The sequence below is a fragment of the Indolivaga capnocytophagoides genome, from assembly GCF_036511535.1.
In the GTDB taxonomy this organism is placed as follows: domain Bacteria; phylum Bacteroidota; class Bacteroidia; order Bacteroidales; family Dysgonomonadaceae; genus Dysgonomonas_A; species Dysgonomonas_A capnocytophagoides.
Genome location: NZ_AP028867.1, coordinates 3,168,604 through 3,185,853, shown reverse-complemented (window position 1 = coordinate 3,185,853; position 17,250 = coordinate 3,168,604). Strand labels below are relative to the sequence as shown.

General features: G+C 39.0%; 11 protein-coding genes and 1 riboswitch. Of the genes, 2 read left to right on the top strand and 9 right to left on the bottom strand.

The window, feature by feature from the left end:
• Positions 1–42 precede the first annotated feature (42 nt).
• Positions 43–309, bottom strand: a riboswitch (cobalamin riboswitch).
• The 4 genes from AABJ51_RS12785 to AABJ51_RS12770 all read right to left on the bottom strand — a co-directional run bounded on the left by AABJ51_RS12785 (position 299) and on the right by AABJ51_RS12770 (position 3,596).
• Positions 299–1,213, bottom strand: a complete 915-nt coding sequence (locus tag AABJ51_RS12785) for a beta-1,6-N-acetylglucosaminyltransferase (RefSeq protein ID WP_338372833.1) — start codon at positions 1,211–1,213, stop codon at positions 299–301. It overlaps the preceding riboswitch by 11 nt.
• Before the next feature lie 13 nt (positions 1,214–1,226).
• The gene (locus tag AABJ51_RS12780; RefSeq protein WP_338372832.1) at positions 1,227–2,417 is read right to left on the bottom strand and encodes a class I SAM-dependent rRNA methyltransferase; all 1,191 of its coding nucleotides are present in this window, start codon (positions 2,415–2,417) and stop codon (positions 1,227–1,229) included.
• Between the two features lie 13 nt (positions 2,418–2,430).
• On the bottom strand, positions 2,431–3,027 hold the full coding sequence (locus tag AABJ51_RS12775) for a 3'-5' exonuclease (RefSeq protein WP_026625948.1): 597 nt from the start codon (positions 3,025–3,027) through the stop codon (positions 2,431–2,433).
• Entirely contained in the window at positions 3,021–3,596 is a 576-nt protein-coding gene (locus AABJ51_RS12770) for a DUF5063 domain-containing protein (protein WP_338372831.1), read from the bottom strand. The genes AABJ51_RS12775 and AABJ51_RS12770 overlap by 7 nt, the downstream gene beginning before the upstream one ends.
• A 374-nt stretch (positions 3,597–3,970) precedes the next feature.
• Between AABJ51_RS12770 and AABJ51_RS12765 the strand changes: the two genes are divergently transcribed.
• Positions 3,971–4,957, top strand: coding sequence for a WG repeat-containing protein (locus AABJ51_RS12765; RefSeq protein WP_338372830.1), 987 nt, complete (start codon positions 3,971–3,973; stop codon positions 4,955–4,957).
• A gap of 77 nt (positions 4,958–5,034) precedes the next feature.
• On the opposite strand, the gene AABJ51_RS12760 is transcribed toward AABJ51_RS12765, so the two are convergent.
• The 5 genes from AABJ51_RS12760 to lacZ form a co-directional block, all read right to left on the bottom strand.
• Positions 5,035–5,937, bottom strand: coding sequence for a glycosyltransferase family protein (locus tag AABJ51_RS12760; protein WP_338372829.1), 903 nt, complete (start codon positions 5,935–5,937; stop codon positions 5,035–5,037).
• A gap of 168 nt (positions 5,938–6,105) precedes the next feature.
• A complete protein-coding gene (locus AABJ51_RS12755) occupies positions 6,106–7,422 on the bottom strand; it encodes an alpha-l-rhamnosidase (protein WP_338372828.1) in 1,317 nt (438 codons plus the stop codon).
• 226 nt (positions 7,423–7,648) lie between these two features.
• Positions 7,649–8,878 carry a DUF2264 domain-containing protein gene (locus AABJ51_RS12750; protein ID WP_338372827.1) on the bottom strand — a complete coding sequence of 410 codons (1,230 nt, stop codon included), beginning with the start codon at positions 8,876–8,878 and terminating at the stop codon, positions 7,649–7,651.
• 83 nt (positions 8,879–8,961) lie between these two features.
• Positions 8,962–10,122 (bottom strand): glycoside hydrolase family 88/105 protein, encoded by a 1,161-nt coding sequence (locus tag AABJ51_RS12745; RefSeq protein ID WP_338372826.1) that lies wholly within the window; start codon positions 10,120–10,122, stop codon positions 8,962–8,964.
• Positions 10,123–10,389: 267 nt separating this feature from the next.
• Positions 10,390–13,494, bottom strand: a complete 3,105-nt coding sequence (lacZ, locus tag AABJ51_RS12740) for a beta-galactosidase, LacZ type (protein ID WP_338372825.1) — start codon at positions 13,492–13,494, stop codon at positions 10,390–10,392.
• Between the two features lie 721 nt (positions 13,495–14,215).
• Here lacZ and AABJ51_RS12735 point away from each other — a divergent pair.
• The gene (locus AABJ51_RS12735) at positions 14,216–17,245 is read left to right on the top strand and encodes a SusC/RagA family TonB-linked outer membrane protein (RefSeq protein WP_338375999.1); all 3,030 of its coding nucleotides are present in this window, start codon (positions 14,216–14,218) and stop codon (positions 17,243–17,245) included.
• Positions 17,246–17,250 lie beyond the last annotated feature (5 nt).

The window sequence follows — 17,250 nt, the reverse complement described above, 5'->3', positions numbered from 1 at the left end:
ATCTTTACATGTATTTCTATGAGCTTTATTTACCCGAAAGCTACAGAATATATAGTCTTGGCAGGTCTTCTGGCTTGCTCCATCTTCGAATATCCTTCCCGTTTTTAAGTTACCGGTTTTCAGCAGGTAGTTATCAAAAATAAACTGTTCCGCATAAACTGTACACTGAGAAAAACAGTGGCATGAGTATTTATTCAAAGACTTTGGCGTGGAGCTTACAGCAGCGGGTCTGCCCGGGATTTACACCCGGTTCCCTTTTCACCACCACGAACGAATGTCCGAAGTGACACCAAAACCGCTACAAAGGTAGATATTTTTCTTGATTACTCTTTTTTATCTTATCTTTTATTTTTTGATATAGCCCTAAGGATACCGGAAGCTCAAATTTTCGGGCAAAAAGTGCATCAGAAGATTCTATATTCTCAAAGTCTGATTCATCGAGATTGGCTGGATTGTTACCGTTACGTTTTTCCCAAACCATAAATCTAAGGTTATTTTTATTAACCTGTTCCCTAAAGGGTGAATTCATTATTATAGATTGAAAATATATCTCTTCGGAGCAATATGTAAGACGAAACCTCCGCAAATAAGATCCATTTTTTTTATTAAAGTCGAGTATATACTGTACTGCATCCGTAGGAATGGACCAATATACAAGCCCTCCGTATAATTCGGACGGAAAGCTTTTCGGGAAATTACGTTCCAGCTTATATTTTTGCTGAAACTCTATTATTCGCTCCTTTATTTTATAATTACGCGGGACTCGAACATTGATCAAGTCATGCGGATAATAGTAAATAATTCTATCTAATCCCCCACCTATCCAACCGTCGAACGGCAGTTTATCGGCATTCATAAACAGGGTTCCTTTATGTTCTTCCATAAAGCGGGTTATTTCGGCTGCCGATTTGATCGGATAATCATGTCCTGTAATTGTGTGTATATATTCGACTCCCGACTCCTTTACGGCTTCTTTGCATAACAGTAAGAAAGCTTTGAGGTGATTGATACTACCCCATTGTACGCGGTATTTGGTTGATATGTATTTTACGATACGTCTGGAGCGCAACCTTTCGATATCTTCTTTTGTGAATGTTCCCTTATTATCAATATGTATATATACCGAGAAGTTATCATCATTCTCGAAAACATCAATCAGATTATTGAGATGCTCCGGATTCTTATAAGCAGTGATGAGTAAGGCTTGTTTCATTCGCAAGTTTTATTTATTCGACATATACCACCAATCCTTTCAGGTATTCACCTTCGGGATGGTATATATTGATGGGGTGATCGGCTGGCTGTGTAAGTTGATGTAATATCTTAACACTTCTGCCGGATTGTGCCGCTGCACTGAAAACTGCTAGACGGAAAGCATCTTTGGTTATCACCTGAGAACATGAGAATGTGAATAGTATTCCTCCCGGTGCAATCTTATCAAATGCAGCTGCATTCAGTCGTTTGTATCCCTGTAGCGCATTTTTTATTGCTCCCCGATGCTTGGCGAATGCCGGAGGGTCAAGTATTATAAGGTCATAATCTCCCTTGTTGGTATGCCCAAGGTATTTGAATGCATCTTCAGCGAATGCTGCATGTCTTTTGTCATCCGGAAAATTTAACTTGACATTGTTTTCTGTCAGCATGATGGCTTTAGCCGAACTATCAACTGAATGTACGAGTTTCGCACCTCCCCGCATGGCGTAGAACGAAAATCCTCCTGTGTAACAAAACATGTTTAATAGAGAGCGGTCTTTAGCATATTTTTCAAGTAACGAGCGGTTATCCCGTTGGTCAACAAAGAAGCCGGTTTTTTGCCCTTTGACCCAATCGGCATGGAACTTTAGTCCGTTTTCGAGAGCTATTCCGTCAATATCACCTTTTCCTCCGTACAGATATTCATTTTCTGCTCCCAAATCTGCTTTGTATGGGAGAGTTGTTTCCGATTTATAATAAATGTTCTGCAACTTTTCTCCGAATACTTTTATCAGGGCGTTGCATATCTCTTTTCTGTTTTCGTGCATACCGACCGAGTGAGACTGCATAACAGCTGTAGCACCGTATACGTCAATAATCAGTCCGGGTAGATTGTCCCCTTCTCCGTGAATAAGGCGAAAAGCATTGTTGTTTTCAGAAACAACACCTATCGCTTTTCTAAGATTGTAAGCTACTTGCAGACGTTCTTCCCAAAATAGACTGTCGATCTTTCTTTCTTCAAAGCTTAATACTCTGACTTCAATACTGCCTATCTGATAATGTCCGACAGCAATAAAATCGTCATTTGCAGTATAAACATTAACGATTTCGCCTTCGGTCAGATTTGTGTCTTTATGGGCAACGGCTCCAGAGAAAATCCATGGGTGAAAACGTCTTAGCGAGTCTTCTTTTTTAGGTTTTAGGGTGACTTTTTTATAGCTCATATATTTTTTCTATCTACTTCGTTTTTTCAGAAAGGTCAGGGTTAAGCCTTACCAGTTTATTGTATATCTGCAGGCAGGCCCACGCATCCAGTGCTGCGTATTTTTGCTGAGCCTCGGTCAGTATATCAGCTTCCCAATTGGATAGACGTTGTCCTTTCGATATACGTTCTCCAAATAATATCGCGTATATCCGTTGCAGTCCATTATCTTCGATTCCAAATTTCTTAACAAACGATTGCAGTTCAATAAATCCCTTGGGTTCGAGTTGTATCCGTTTTCGGATAGCTGCAAAATCATCTTTCAGCGACAGCCCTATCTTGGTAATATCCGAAGCTATTAGTAACCGGATTAAACATTCGGGAATACCGATGAGGTTAAGGCGGAACAGAAAACAGGTATCGTTTGTCGAAAGTTGCATTAAGGCAATCTTACGTACCACTCCTTTGGTAAACGAAGGCCGCGTTTCAGTATCAAACCCTATCAGTTCGAATTTTTCGAGATACGATACCGCCTTTTCGGCCTCCGATTCGGATTGTATTACAATAATCCGTCCCGGAAACACTGCGGTCTCTAGTTCTGCTACTTGTTCTTTTGATATTTTTGTCACCACTCGGCCTGTATATTTTCGGGAAGAGAATCGTCCTCTTCATTATCGTCAGTCATCGTATATCTGATAGAATGTAATGCACGCAAAACATTCACCAGCTTTTGTCCCCAGTATAGTTTGAAGTTGTCATAGCATGTAAACAGAGCCTCATACATCGTTTCGTCTAATCCTTGTTGATATACCGATATGAAATTTTTAATATCCTGATATATATCCGCCAGATCTTCCGAGATACTTGCCGAGATCGGAGTATCACTATACTTCATATCTTCCAGAAATACTTCCAGATAGGTGTCATTGCTTTTGAATGTCGAATATAGTCTGGTTACAATATTCACATAATCTTCTTCGGTAACGGAAACTTCGGGGTAAATATCATACTCTACTTCCAGTTCGGGCAATAATGTACCCTTGAGGTATAGCAGAGGCAGTAGTTTTGTTAATTTACCGGATAAGTCTGTCGCAGTCTGTTCTTCATAAGTTTCTAAAAAAGAGCAGAATTGTACTCCAACAGCAACAAACTCAACTACATTTTTTGAAAAAACTATATTTTGAGACAAATCATTCTCCATTGTAAACATCGTTTGTGGACTATTTACAGTCCGTTTATATTATCACTAGTTAAAAATATATAGATAAAATATCTAAAGCTACATCTGATACAGTTTGCTTTGTCAGTATAGTTAGAAATATTCCATCCTACAAATTTAGGAAATTATATTAAAACCCGATACCCTAAGCCAATATCTTGCAAAAGTGTTTATTCTCTGACTGATAAAGGTCTCAGGCCTTTTTATTACTTTGGCCGGAGTAAATACAACTTAAAAGTTTTGTTAGAATATTGTAATATTGAGTACTTAGCTGTTACTTATTTTGTTAAATACACAGGTAAATATTAAATTTGTCTCAGCATTTCCAAAAACAAACAAAACGATTGACTTATTCAATGAAAAAAGCACTATTAGCACTAATTGCATTTATAACACTCGGTACACTTTCTTATTCGCAATCTTACGAAATCATCCAAAAGAAAGATAAATTCGGAATCACCGACGGTAAAAAGACTTTGGTAAAACCTCAGTATGAATCAATCTCGAAATTGGAAAACAGTAATTTCTGTGCCAAAAAAGAAGGAAGATGTGGAGTCATAACATCAATGGGTACAGTATTGATTCCTTTAGCGTATGATGATGTGAAAGACTTCGGATCAGGATTGTTCCTTGTGAAGGATCAGAATGTATGGGGGATAGTAGACCGGATGAATAAGCTGGTTCTGCCTATTGGTTATAATAACTTCAAGTTTATTGACGATTATTTATGTAAAGTGTCGTCACAAGGCAAATATGGCTTGATCAGTAAATATGGCAAAGTGCTTATTCCGGCGGTGTATGACGGTATCGATGAATTTAACCAGTCGACCTTTGTTATTAAGCAGAACGGAAAATCGGGATTAATAGATCATCAGGGTGATATCATTGTTCCCGCGTTATACGATGATTTCGAGAAGATGTCGGACAGGGATCTTTATTGCATGAAGTCGTCAGGAAAGATCGGACTGATGGATACCAACGGCCGAGTGATTCTCGAAGCTGTATATGATTCCATAGATTATAAATCGCCTGTAGGAATGCAACTGTCACAAAACGGAAAGATAGGCTTTTACACTCTTACCGGAAAAATTGTGGCTCCCGTATATAGCAAAATATTGTTTACTCAGCCCGAACTGGGACTTGCTGTGGTGAAAGAAGGAGAGAAGTATGCCATTGTAACTGCCCGTGGTACGGTTACAGCGGCTCTTTATGAGAATATAAGCCGATTTTCGCCTAATGGAGTAGCCTTTGTGGAGAAATCGGGTAAGCTTATGGCAGTCAATTCCGAGGGTAAAGAAATGGTACTTCAGGAGATAATGGGCGGTGTTAGACCTCCTCAATAATGTAAAATATCAAGTGTGCATATATAACAAAAAGGACATCAGTAAAGATGCCCTTTTTTGTTATATAACTTCTTGTTTTAAAAGAGCTTTTCGGGATATATACCTTTGTCGATCAAGTCGCGGACGCGTTGTACGACCTCGGGTTTATCTTCTGCGTAAGTTACTCCAAACCATTGAGCGGGAGTATTGACCAGCTTCACTTTTACTTCGCCATTAGCTACAAGCGTATTGACCAATGTTGGGATAAGGAACTCTGCTTTAGGTTTATCTTTGTTTTCGTTCAGAAAATCAACAAATCCTTTTTCTGACAGGTCGAAGTAATCGGGTGTAAATCCCCACATATTCATAGACACAGGGGTCGCACTCGAAACATTCTTCCAAGTTCCGTCATCGTCTTTAAAACGGGGGACGTCATTTAGCAGTTCAATCTGGGTACGCTCTACAATTTTTGTCAGGTAGTTTTCCCTATCTATTTCACAGATACCTCTGGCTACAGATCCTCTTTCCGATAGAGTGTATCCCAGAAGATAACCGATCATACAGTAGCTGCGTTCTTGTCCTTCCATGTTTTTCAACTGTCCTGCTAATAACTGAAAGCTTTCTCTTCCGTAAAAATCATCCGCGTTGATTATTCCGAAAGGTTCTTTTATTACATCCTTACCCATTAGTAAAGCATGGTTAGTGCCCCATGGCTTTTCACGTTCGGGATTAAGGGTAAATCCTTCGGGAAGATTATCCAGCTCCTGAAAAACAATTTCTACAGGAACAGACTTTTCATATTTTGACACAATCTTTTCTCTGAAGTCTTTTTCGAAAGATTTGCGGATCACAAATACAATCTTACCGAATCCCGAACGGAGAGCGTCATAAACAGAATAATCCATGATTGTTTCTCCATTAGGTCCGACTCCGTCAAGCTGCTTGAGCCCTCCGTAACGGCTTCCCATCCCTGCCGCTAATACAAATAATGTAGGTTTCATCTTGTTTCTAATATATTTTGTGGTTAAAAGGTGCTTCCTGTATTTTTCTTAAGCCGCCGATGGCATCTGATGTCTTAAGAACAAAACAAATATACTAATCTATTGTTGTTAAAAAAACTCATATCCGAAGTTTCAGGAGTAAACCTTTTGCCGGAAACTGCTTTCTGTTCAGAATCGGGTGAATTCCAAGATTTGTACCTTTTCCGGAGCTACATCCGCTTTGCCTTCTCCGTCAATTTGTACCGCTTTTTGCACAAATATATTCAACTGTTTTTTGTCTTTCCACAATTCTGTATCGTAAGTCGGTTCCCATGCGCCTACCGGGAATGTGGTAAGATCTTCTATTATCCATTTGTTATTGTTTACATCCGAACATTTGGCTATCGAAACTTTTGATCCTCTTTCTTCATCTCTGAATAAGAGATACAGGTTTACCTGTTTTCCTTTCAGATAGGCTACTATCTGGGGGCGTGATATCGGAATACTTTTGGTTCCTCCTCCCTTCAGAGAAAAAGCGGTTTTACGAAAATTCAGATTAATGCTGTTCCATTTTTTTTCATCGAAAAATACGACATGATATTGAGGTATATCTGAGCCTTGTTCACGCCAGTATGTTGCTACATAAGGATTACCTTTGCTGTCGGCGGTCATAGACGTTTGATTTATCAACTCGCTGTTCTGTGGTATTTTGCAGGCATATTCTGCCGAAGAAGCGGTGATCGGCAATTTGTATGGCTGGTTTGATGAGTTTATCCATGTTTTACCGCCGTCCGTCGAACGGGCATAACATAAGTCGTGATTCGTTGATACATCCCATGTTTCACGCCATACCCACGATATATGAATGACTCCTTTATGGTCGACAAATGCCTGCCAATATGCATTTCTTGAGTTTTCACCGTCTATCAGGTTGGACTGTATTTGTGTCCATGTTTTTGATTTCAGCGTATAACGGTTCATGACAAGGTTGCCTTTGCCCGATTGCCCGTCACGGAACATGAATATCAGATCGCCATTCGGCATTTTGAAAAATTCAGGATAGGTTACATTCGTTTCGTTGTTTCCACTCATCGCTTGTTTATCGCCTAGTTCGAGTGAATAAGGAGCTGTACTTTTTGCATAATTCAAGGGATGCCCGTGATGATCCCATGATACATGAAGATACCCGTCTCCGTCTACCATCAGGCTGATAACATTGTGTGCATCATTTACATTTCCTTTGTATTGAGTGCGGTTAATGATCCAGTTATCTGTTCCCGATTTGCGCTTCCCTAATACTACATACCCATCCTGATCGTAATAGGCTGTGTATTGTATTCCCTTATGTGTAACCAGTGAATTTTTACGGAATACGGTGACATTCACAGAATTGTTTGCCCACCCTTCACCTACGGTTGTCAGGTGTTGAGCTTCTGCCTGGTAAGGTAAGATTATACTCAATACCGAAAGAAGAAATAATTTGTATGTCTTATCTGCTAACTTCATTTGAAATTCAATGCTTTAAGGATGAAAAGGTAACGTCGAATCAGTCAATGGTGATCAGTTTTCAATTGCTTCGCTCTCATTTTTCATTTTCAAAAGGTAACAAAGGTAACACCCTTTATGTACACTTTCGGATGTTACTTTTTCAGTTGATCACTGTTGCCTGTTAACTGATTTCAAAGAACTTCTTACCCTATAGATAAAAAATTGAACAAAAGGGTCTGTGCCCCTAGAAACTAACGGCGTGATCTTTTGGAAAATCTTGTCCGCTCCAAGCCTTCTTTGATGTCCAGTCTTGGGGAGAAGATGTCCAGAAGGAATCATCGGCAGGTAATCCCAATGGTAGAAAAGCGAGTGATGTAAGATATAGACTTCCGTTGTTGGTATACCAGTCAGCTAATTTGGGTTGATGTCCGGCAAATCCCAGTTGTAAAAATCCTTTTTGAGTGAAATTTCCTTCTGCGGAAAACATTCGTTTCAATACCGACGTCATTGCTGCCCGTACCTGTCCTTCGGGGAGCTCTTGTGGCAGATTTTTACGCCATGACAATAGAGCTAAAGGCTGGAATACTCCTGCTCTGTATGTCATCGAACGACCGAATACAGGGAAAGTACCTTCCGGCGAAACGAGCCTTTCGAGAATCATGCTGTAACGCTGCATCCTTTTGCGGGCTGTTTCCAATTGTTCGGGTTTTACCATTCGTTTCTTTTCTACAAGATGTTCCAAAACTTCTACATACATAGGTTGTATAACAAAGCTATTGTAATAATCGAAAGCGAAATGTTCTCCATCGGCATACCATCCGTCTCCTACATACCATTCTTCGATTTTACGGATAGCACTGTGTATGCGGTAGGCATCATATTGCTCATCGATAGACATCAGAAATGTTTCTACCATTGCCGAGAATAGCAGCCAGTTTGTGTAAGGCGGATCAACTCTTCGCAGTTGTTTGAATTCTTCTATATATCTTTTTTTTGTCAATTCATCCAAAGGTTCCCACAGTTGTTTCGGTGCACGTAAGAAGCTGTTTGCAATATAAGCTGCATCTACTAATGGTTGTCCTTCATTTCTCCATAGCAGATAATCGGGGCTATTGGGGTCAACGGAATGTGCATAACTCTTGAGAGCCCATTCTCGAAGCTGTTTTCGTTTCTTTCCCTCCGATGTGTTATCGTCGGGTAATGCCAGCCAGGGAGCCAGTCCCGACATTAATCTGCCGAAACACTCCATATAGGTTACACGCTTGTCTCGTCCATCCCATGTCGGACTGAGTTCGAGTTCCATATTTTTACTGAGTTCACCTTTGCTCATATTACTAAGTACAGGTTCTGATATTTTGTACATAAGATCTGCCCAATATGTACGGTCGTCAGTCTGCGATTGTTTGTTTTGGGCATTTATCGAAAGTATGCAGGTATATAGTGCTATTATGGATAGAATCAGGTTTTTTTTCATGTTTTATCTTACTATAGTTAATAATGTCAATTTGGATTGGTGAAATCATTCTTTAAAATTATACTACGCGCAATTATAAAGACCTATTTTTTATCGACATACTTAGCCATTTCGGATGCCGCAAGCAGAAATGCTCCTACTCCAAAATCGGCAGTGGTTTCAGGTCCTACATTCTTATGTTGATCAGCTCTTTCTCCTATTGGCTGTACATATCCGATTTTTCCATCGGGTTGTAATGCTGTTTTGGTCAGATAATTCCATCCTTTGGTTACAACAGGCAGATAAGTTGCTTTATCTAAAAAGCCATTATTAATACCCCAAAGGTATCCGTATATAAAGAATGCGGTTCCGCTGGTTTCAAATCCGGGGGCTTGTGCCGGATCGAGCAGACTGCGGGTCCAATGCCCTTCCTTTTGTTGAGATGCGGCTAGTGATTTTGCGAGGGCATTGTATACTTCTATGTATTCTGCTCTGTGGATATCTGACTCGGGTAAATCTTCAAGAGTTTTAGCTAACCCAGCGAATACCCATCCGTTACCCCTCGACCAGAAATCTTTCAGGCCTGCATTGGTTTTATGCTCGGGATAAATGTATTTTGCATCACGGTAAAAAAGTCCTGATTCCGAGTCATACATCAATTTTTTTGCATAGGCGAAGTATTCATGTAATTTTTTCAAATAAAGGTCATTTCCTGTGATTTTATAGAGTTTAGTCATAACAGGCATAACCATATAAAGACCGTCGGCCCACCACCAGTAATCGTTATTAGGTGTTGACATCTCGTATTCCATCACTTCTTTAGCTCGGGCTATTTTTTTATCGTCAGGTGATAAGTTATACAAATCGGCATATACCTGAAAACAAGTTTGCCAGTCGCCGAACAAAACGTAATCGTCGGTTTCTCCATACGAGTATTTCCATGTCTTCTTATCGTCTGACTTTGCTCCTTTCCATTCATTTGTTTCTGCCCATGCTTCGGAGTACGCTTTATATTCTTCTATTCCGGTAACTTCGTATGCCGCCATATTTCCGGTATGGTATGCGGCTCTGTGCCAAAAAGCATTTTCGTGTGTAGGATGTGTCGATTGCCAGTATCCGTTTGCTTTCTTAATTATATCTACAACTTCCGTTTTCGACTTCGGTAGAGTATCGTTGTTTTTGGGTGCTTGTTTTGTGCTGTTTCCTGAACACGAGGTTATAAGTAATATGAAAGGTAATAGTAATAAAGTCGTTTTCTTTCCCATTATTTATTTTTATTAAGTTACTGTAAGTTTTTAATAATAGACTAATTCTATTTAGTTATCTGTTGTTACGATTATCAAGGTAATAAAAGATATTAGACCTTAATAATTATATTTTGATCTCGAATTTGATAATGGTTACAAAGATTAAAAAATAGAAGAGTTTAGAGCAGGAGTAATAAATCAAAAAGGGGTAGAATATCATTCATTGACAGAAAAACCCCACCTATATACTGTCGGCGGGGTTTTCTTTAAATAGGTCTGTGACCTTTATTTTATAATACTGATTGTATAACTGTATGTGTATTCTTTGCCAAAGAAGCGGTATTGATCAAGAGGAGCAGCTCCCCAAGAATTCAAACCTGCAACCCCGCGTTGGAACAAATCCACGCACAATACAACTTCTTTGCGGGGAAGTATATCCGATGAGTGCTGCTGTTTCTTTGTCATTCCCGGATCAAGATCTTCGGGCATATTATTGGTAGCACTTACCGATAAAGGCTGCAATCCATCTATACGGATACCCGAATTGTTTTTGTCTTTCAATGTCAGCCAGCGTACATCTGTTTTATTACCTGTTTCCTGAGGCCTGAAATATGGATATGCCTGTTCTTCTACATCTCCGGTCCAGATTCCCATAAATGTATCGTGATGGCGGTCTACATAGTTTTCCCAAGGGCCACGTCCATACCATGTGAAGTTGTCATATTCTTTAGGTAAGGTCATAAGCATACCGAAACGCATCATTTCGGGCAGGTCATCCGAAAGTGCTTGATAATGAGCGGTCGTTGTCAGGCTTCCGTCTTTGTTTACCAGATAGGTGATCTCTACCTGAGCTTCTATACCTCTTAGTTTAGCCAGATATGAAATAGATGTGCCGTCTGCTGTTTCCTGCATTCCTTTGTATGTGTAAATAAGATTATGTCCGGCTGCATCCCATAAGCGAAGTCTGTATTGAGACCAATCTCCAAAATCGTTATCGGTAGGAGCTCTCCAAAAATTTAAACGAGGAAGTTCATCAAATACACGCTTGCCGTCGTTAGTTACCGATATCAGCGATTTGCCGTCTTTTGCAGAGAATTCATAGTTTAGCGATCCCGATTTAATAATAATTTTATCATCGGTTTTCTCTACGTTCAATGCTCCGGAGTAATTTTTCTTTGCAAAATATTGATTTTTAGCGAATGCAAATTCTTCTTTTGCTACCTCAAATCCGGCAGGAAGAAATTCTGTTTTCTCCTTATTATATGCAAATACCTGTAAATAATATTCAGTTCCGGCTTCAAAAGAAATTGCGGGCAAGTTCAGTTTTACATCTTTCTGTGTATCGGCAGGTACAGTTGCCTCGAAATTCTGTTCGGCAACTTTTTCGCCATTCTTTAGCAATACCCATTTGTAAGTGTAATTCTTAGCGGTAAGGTCTGTGAATTTATAATCATTTATAACAGTGATGATTCCATTATCAAGATCTTTTGCTTTGAACATGATATTCTGGTACACTTTCTTTACGATATGTGTATGTGGCATGTAAGTTTGGTCGGGAGCGATCACCCCATCCATACAGAAGTTACCGTCATTCATTTTATTGTAGCCTTTCAGGTCGCCGCCATAAGCAAAGTATTCTCTTCCTTGCTCGTCTTTGGTTTTGTAGCCGTGGTTATACCATTCCCAGATAAATCCACCTTGCATATTTTTACTGGTACGCATCAAATCCCAGTAATCTTGGAAGTTACCCATACTATTACCCATAGCATGAGCATATTCGCACATGATATAAGGACGTCCGAGATCTTTGGCTGCATCACGTTTCATATTTTCCCAAGAAGGGTACATGTGGCAGATGATATCTGTATTGCGGTCTTTCTGATAAGCTTGTTCGTATTGTACAGGACGGCTGTTGTCTCGTGCTTTCGCCCAATCGTACATATCGAAAAATGCTTTTCCGTTACTTGCTTCGTTTCCTAATGACCAGAAAATTACTGAAGGATGGTTTTTGTCTCTTTCTATCAGTCTTTGAATGCGATCCATGTGTGTTGCATGCCATTCTGGAAAATTCGAAACGTTGTCAGGTCCGTATCCTAAGCCATGAGATTCGAGGTTTGCTTCGTCAACCAGATAAATTCCGTATTCGTCACACAGTTTGTACCATAGAGGTTGTTGAGGATAATGAGATGTACGGACAGCATTGATGTTCAGTTCTTTCATTAATTGAAGGTTGCGCATCATGGTCTCACGAGTCACTACTTGTCCTGTGTTGGTGTTGAATTCATGCAGGTTTACACCTTTGAAGTATATCTTTTTACCATTGATAAAGACTTGACCGTCTTTTATTTCAATCTTGCGAAATCCTATTTTACTGGATGTACTTTCAACGATATTTCCTTTATTATCTTTTAGTGTAATCAACAGTGTATAAAGATTAGGGGTCTCGGCTGTCCATTTTAATGGAGCTGACACTGTTCCGTTGAGTTTTAGGTCGGTTTTATCTCCTGACGGAATAGATATATTCTGCGATTTGGACAGTACCTTTTTACCGGCTTTGTCGATAATAGATATTTCTACTTTCTGATTTTGTGCTTCAGTTGCATAATTCTTTAAAGAAAGATCGATGCTGAAAAGACCGTTTTTGTAACTCTTATCCAAATCGGGATGAGCAAAATAGTCAAGGATACGGGTTTGTGCTGTACTATATAAATATACACTGCGGTTGATTCCTCCCAAACGCCACATATCCTGATCTTCGATATATGTACCGTCACTAAATTTATGTACTTCACAGGCTAAGGTATTCTGCCCTTTGCGTATATATTTGGTAATATCGAACTCGGCCGGACTTTTGGCATTTTCGGTATATCCAACTTCCTGACCGTTGATCCATACATACATTGAGTTTGTGCCTCCTTCGAAGTGTAGATATACACGTCGTCCATCCCAATCGGAAGGGATATTGAATGTATGTCGGTATGCTCCGACCGGAGCGTCTTCCCTGTCGATAAAAGGAGGGTTTTTAGGAAATCCAAAGCCTGTATTTACATACATGGGTATTCCGTACCCGTTGAATTCCCAGTTTCCGGGAACAGGCATATTCGCCCATTTGGATACATCGTAGCTCTCATTATAAAATCCGGATGGAACTTCTGCCGGTTTCGGAACCCAAAAGAATTTCCATGTACCATCGAGAGATTGAAAATAAGGTGATTCGGAATAATTGTCTTTCAGGGCTTGCTGTTCATTCTGATAAGGAACAGACGTTGCACGGGTAGCCTCTTTATTTACGGCAAATACTTCGGGGTTTTCCCAGTTCGGTACAGATTGCTGTGCAAAGAGTGCTCCTCCTCCCAACAACAATAATGACAGACTTAAAGTTTTTCTCATGATATATATAGTTTTAAGGTCTCAGACCTAATTATTATCGGATAATACAAATATATATATAATATAGGTGTCAATATGTTCAGTAATCAGTCATATATGTAGTCTTTTTATATCAAATAAGGACATTTCTTCGTTTTCAGATTTTTTTTGGAGAAGATACTCTTCGTTTTCTTCCTTGTATATGTCTCATTCATTTTTTTCAGTGCTCTTTTTTTTGTTTTTTTAATAAAAGAGAAGAATCATTCATTGAAAAGCTCCTTTATATGGGTCTTTCTCCCTCAGAATCCTTTACTGAGACTTATTTCACTACTTCTTGAATGAAAGAAATATCATCTTCTTTGAATGAATTTTAAACCGTGAATCATTATTTAAATCGCATTTTTGCACATGGAAGTTTAACTTTTATTTAGTACAGAAATTCTAAACCTTAAAAAACTCTAACCGATTTTAATGTAAAACAAGTATCAAATGATTTATGGCAGGCTTTAGTCTGCTTTATTAAGTAAAGTTATAAATAAGGTCTCTGACCTTTATAAAATTAATCCGCAAAAGAAACCTTAATTTTTTTATTCAGACCACATTTTAAATGATCGTGAACAGGATTCTTTCGATAATAAGAAAACTGGCTTAAAATTCTAAAACTATATTTAATTTAATACCTAATGAAATTATGAGAGAAACTACAAACATTAAGAGATTAGTGTTTCTTCTTATCTTGGTGATGACTTACTCCATACAACTATTTGCCCAAAATAAAGTGCAGGGGACAGTTGTGGACAGCTCTACAGGGGAGCCTTTGATCGGAGTGGCCATTTCTGTTGAAGGAACAACACAAGGTACTATCACTGACATTGACGGGCGGTTTTCGATTGCAGCATCTCAGGGTGCAACTTTAAAAGTCGCTTATATGGGATATATAACACAGTCTCTGAAACTGGGGGCACAGTCTACTATTCAGATTAAGCTTGTAGAAGATACTCAACTTCTGGACGAAGTTGTTGTAGTGGGATACGGTGTTCAGAAAAAGTCTGATGTTACAGGTTCTGTTACATCAATTAATAAAGACAGGCTGGGAAAACTTCCGGTTACAAACGTTTTACAGGCTGTTCAAGGGGCTGCCGCCGGTATAACTATTACTCAAACTTCTTCTATTCCGGGAGATGCTCCTGATGCGTTGGTGAGAGGAAAGAACTCAATAAATGCTTCTACAGGACCTTATATAGTTGTCGATGGAATTCCTATCAGTAAATCGGGTGGTACGCTTAATGATATCAACCCCAATGATATTGAATCAATGGAAATTCTGAAAGATGCTTCTGCTACTGCTATTTATGGAACAAATGGAGCGAATGGTGTAATTCTTATCACAACAAAAAGAGGAAAATCGGGCAAACCGACTATCCGTTATGCCGGTTATGTGGGAATTGAAGATTTCTCTCATAAACTGAAATTCGGAAGCGGACAGCAAATGATCGATCGTTATGCTGAGGCTGCAAGAATTAATAATACCAGCTTATGGAATAATACTCCGGTCAGAAACGAATATGAATATGATAATTATCTGGCAGGAAAAGAAATTGACTGGATTGATGAGATTTCCCGAACAGGAGTTATTCAAGACCATAATGTGAGTATCGCCGGAGGAGCCGAAAATGTAAAATATTATATTTCTGCAGACTTTTTAGATCAGAAGGGTATAATTAAAGGATTCGATTACAAACGTTATTCTATCCGTACCAATATAGATGTGGATGTGACAAAATATATGAAGGTAGGAACCAATTCTTATATTGTATCACATAATAACGATGGAGGGCGTGCCAGCTTATTAATGGCTGAGGCTATGTCTCCTTACGGACGCATGTATTACCGTACCTATGCAGGTGACGATAGTTATACCGAAAATGGAAGTTATGAGATATATCCGATGGCACAGGAAAAATTGTTTACAAATCCATTGATGCGTACAACAACCAACCCCGAACGTCGAAACTGGAATGTAAATATCAATGGATATGCAGAACTTGATTTTGGGAAAATATTAAAGGGTTTAGATGGTCTTAAATATAAGTTTAACGGAGGATATACATATTCCCCTAAACGTACAAACGAATATGATGGAGAATCGGTTAATAATCTTACCGGATGGGCAAAAATATACAACGAAGAATCTCAAACCTATACTATCGAAAATATATTCTCGTATGCCCGTGACTTCAATAAGCATCATATCGATTTTACAGGGTTATATGCAGCTTCCCGTAAAAAATGGCAGAACTCCAAAGCCGAGGCTTCTGTATTCATAAATGACAGTCAGGAATGGAATAATATCGGTTCGGCTCAGACTCAATCTGTTGGATCTCAAACAACGTTGTACACTACGCTTTCTCAGATGGGACGTTTGAACTATTCTTTCGACAGCCGTTATCTGTTTACATTTACCGTACGTCGTGACGGTTCTTCAGTCTTTGGTGATAATAACAAATATGGGGTATTTCCATCTGTTGCTGCTGGTTGGAATGTAACTAATGAATCATTTATGAAGAGTACAGAGGATATTCTTAGTTCATTGAAGTTGAGATTATCGTATGGTAAAGCCGGAAATGAGGCTATTGGGGTATATCAGACTTTAGCTAAAATGGATAATGGTATGCTTGCAATGGGAGGAGCATCCAATACAGCTCTTTATCCTAATGATATGATGGGGAACTCTAATCTAAGCTGGGAAACAACGAAGAGTTTCAATGTTGGTCTGGACTTTGGGTTATTGAAGAATGGAAGAATAACAGGTAATATTGATTTCTATTCGTCTACTACAACTGATTTGCTGTTGAAACGAAATCTGCCTAAAATATCAGGATTTAATTCGATGTATGCCAATATGGGTAAAACCGCAAATAAGGGTATTGAAATAACTTTAAGTTCACGTAATATTGTTACCAAAGATTTTACATGGACAACAAATCTGGTATATTCTTGGAATAAAAATGAAATTAAAGACCTTTATGGTGATAAAAAATCCGATCTGGGAAACCGTTGGTTTATAGGACAGCCTATCGGTGTAATTTATGATTATACAATGGTAGGTGTATGGCAGGAAAAAGAAATAGCTAATGGAGATCATCTCAAGTGGGATCCTCAAGCTAAAGCGGGAGATATAAAACTTGCTGATATTAGTGGTCCCAATGGTGTGCCTGATGGAAAGATCGATGATAATGACCGTAAAATACTGGGACAGACTTCTCCGAAATGGATTGGAGGATTGACAAATACATTTACTTATAAAGATTTCAGTTTAAGTGTATTTATTCAGACTGTTCAAGGTTTAAAGAAGAACAACTCTATGATAGGTATTGCCGGTGACGAAATGGGCCGACGTAATATAGCATCGGAAATAGGTTACTGGACTCCTGAAAATCAAAGTAACAAATGGAGGTCTCTTAGCAATACATCGAACAGATATAATTACGGATTTCCTACCGATGCAAGTTTCACTCGTATCAAAGACATAACATTGAGTTATAACTTACCGACAAGTGCTACAAGTAAATTAGGAATAAGTGCTCTGACTGTTTATATGAGCGGACGTAATCTGGCAACTATTACTGATTGGATTGGTTGGGATCCTGAAGCAAGACAAGTTGCAAGGGGAAATAGCTCATGGGACTCAACAAGAGGTGAAACGGTATATGATACCAGTAACTACCCTATGACTAAGAGCGTTGTATTTGGGTTGAATTTAACTTTTTGAAAATA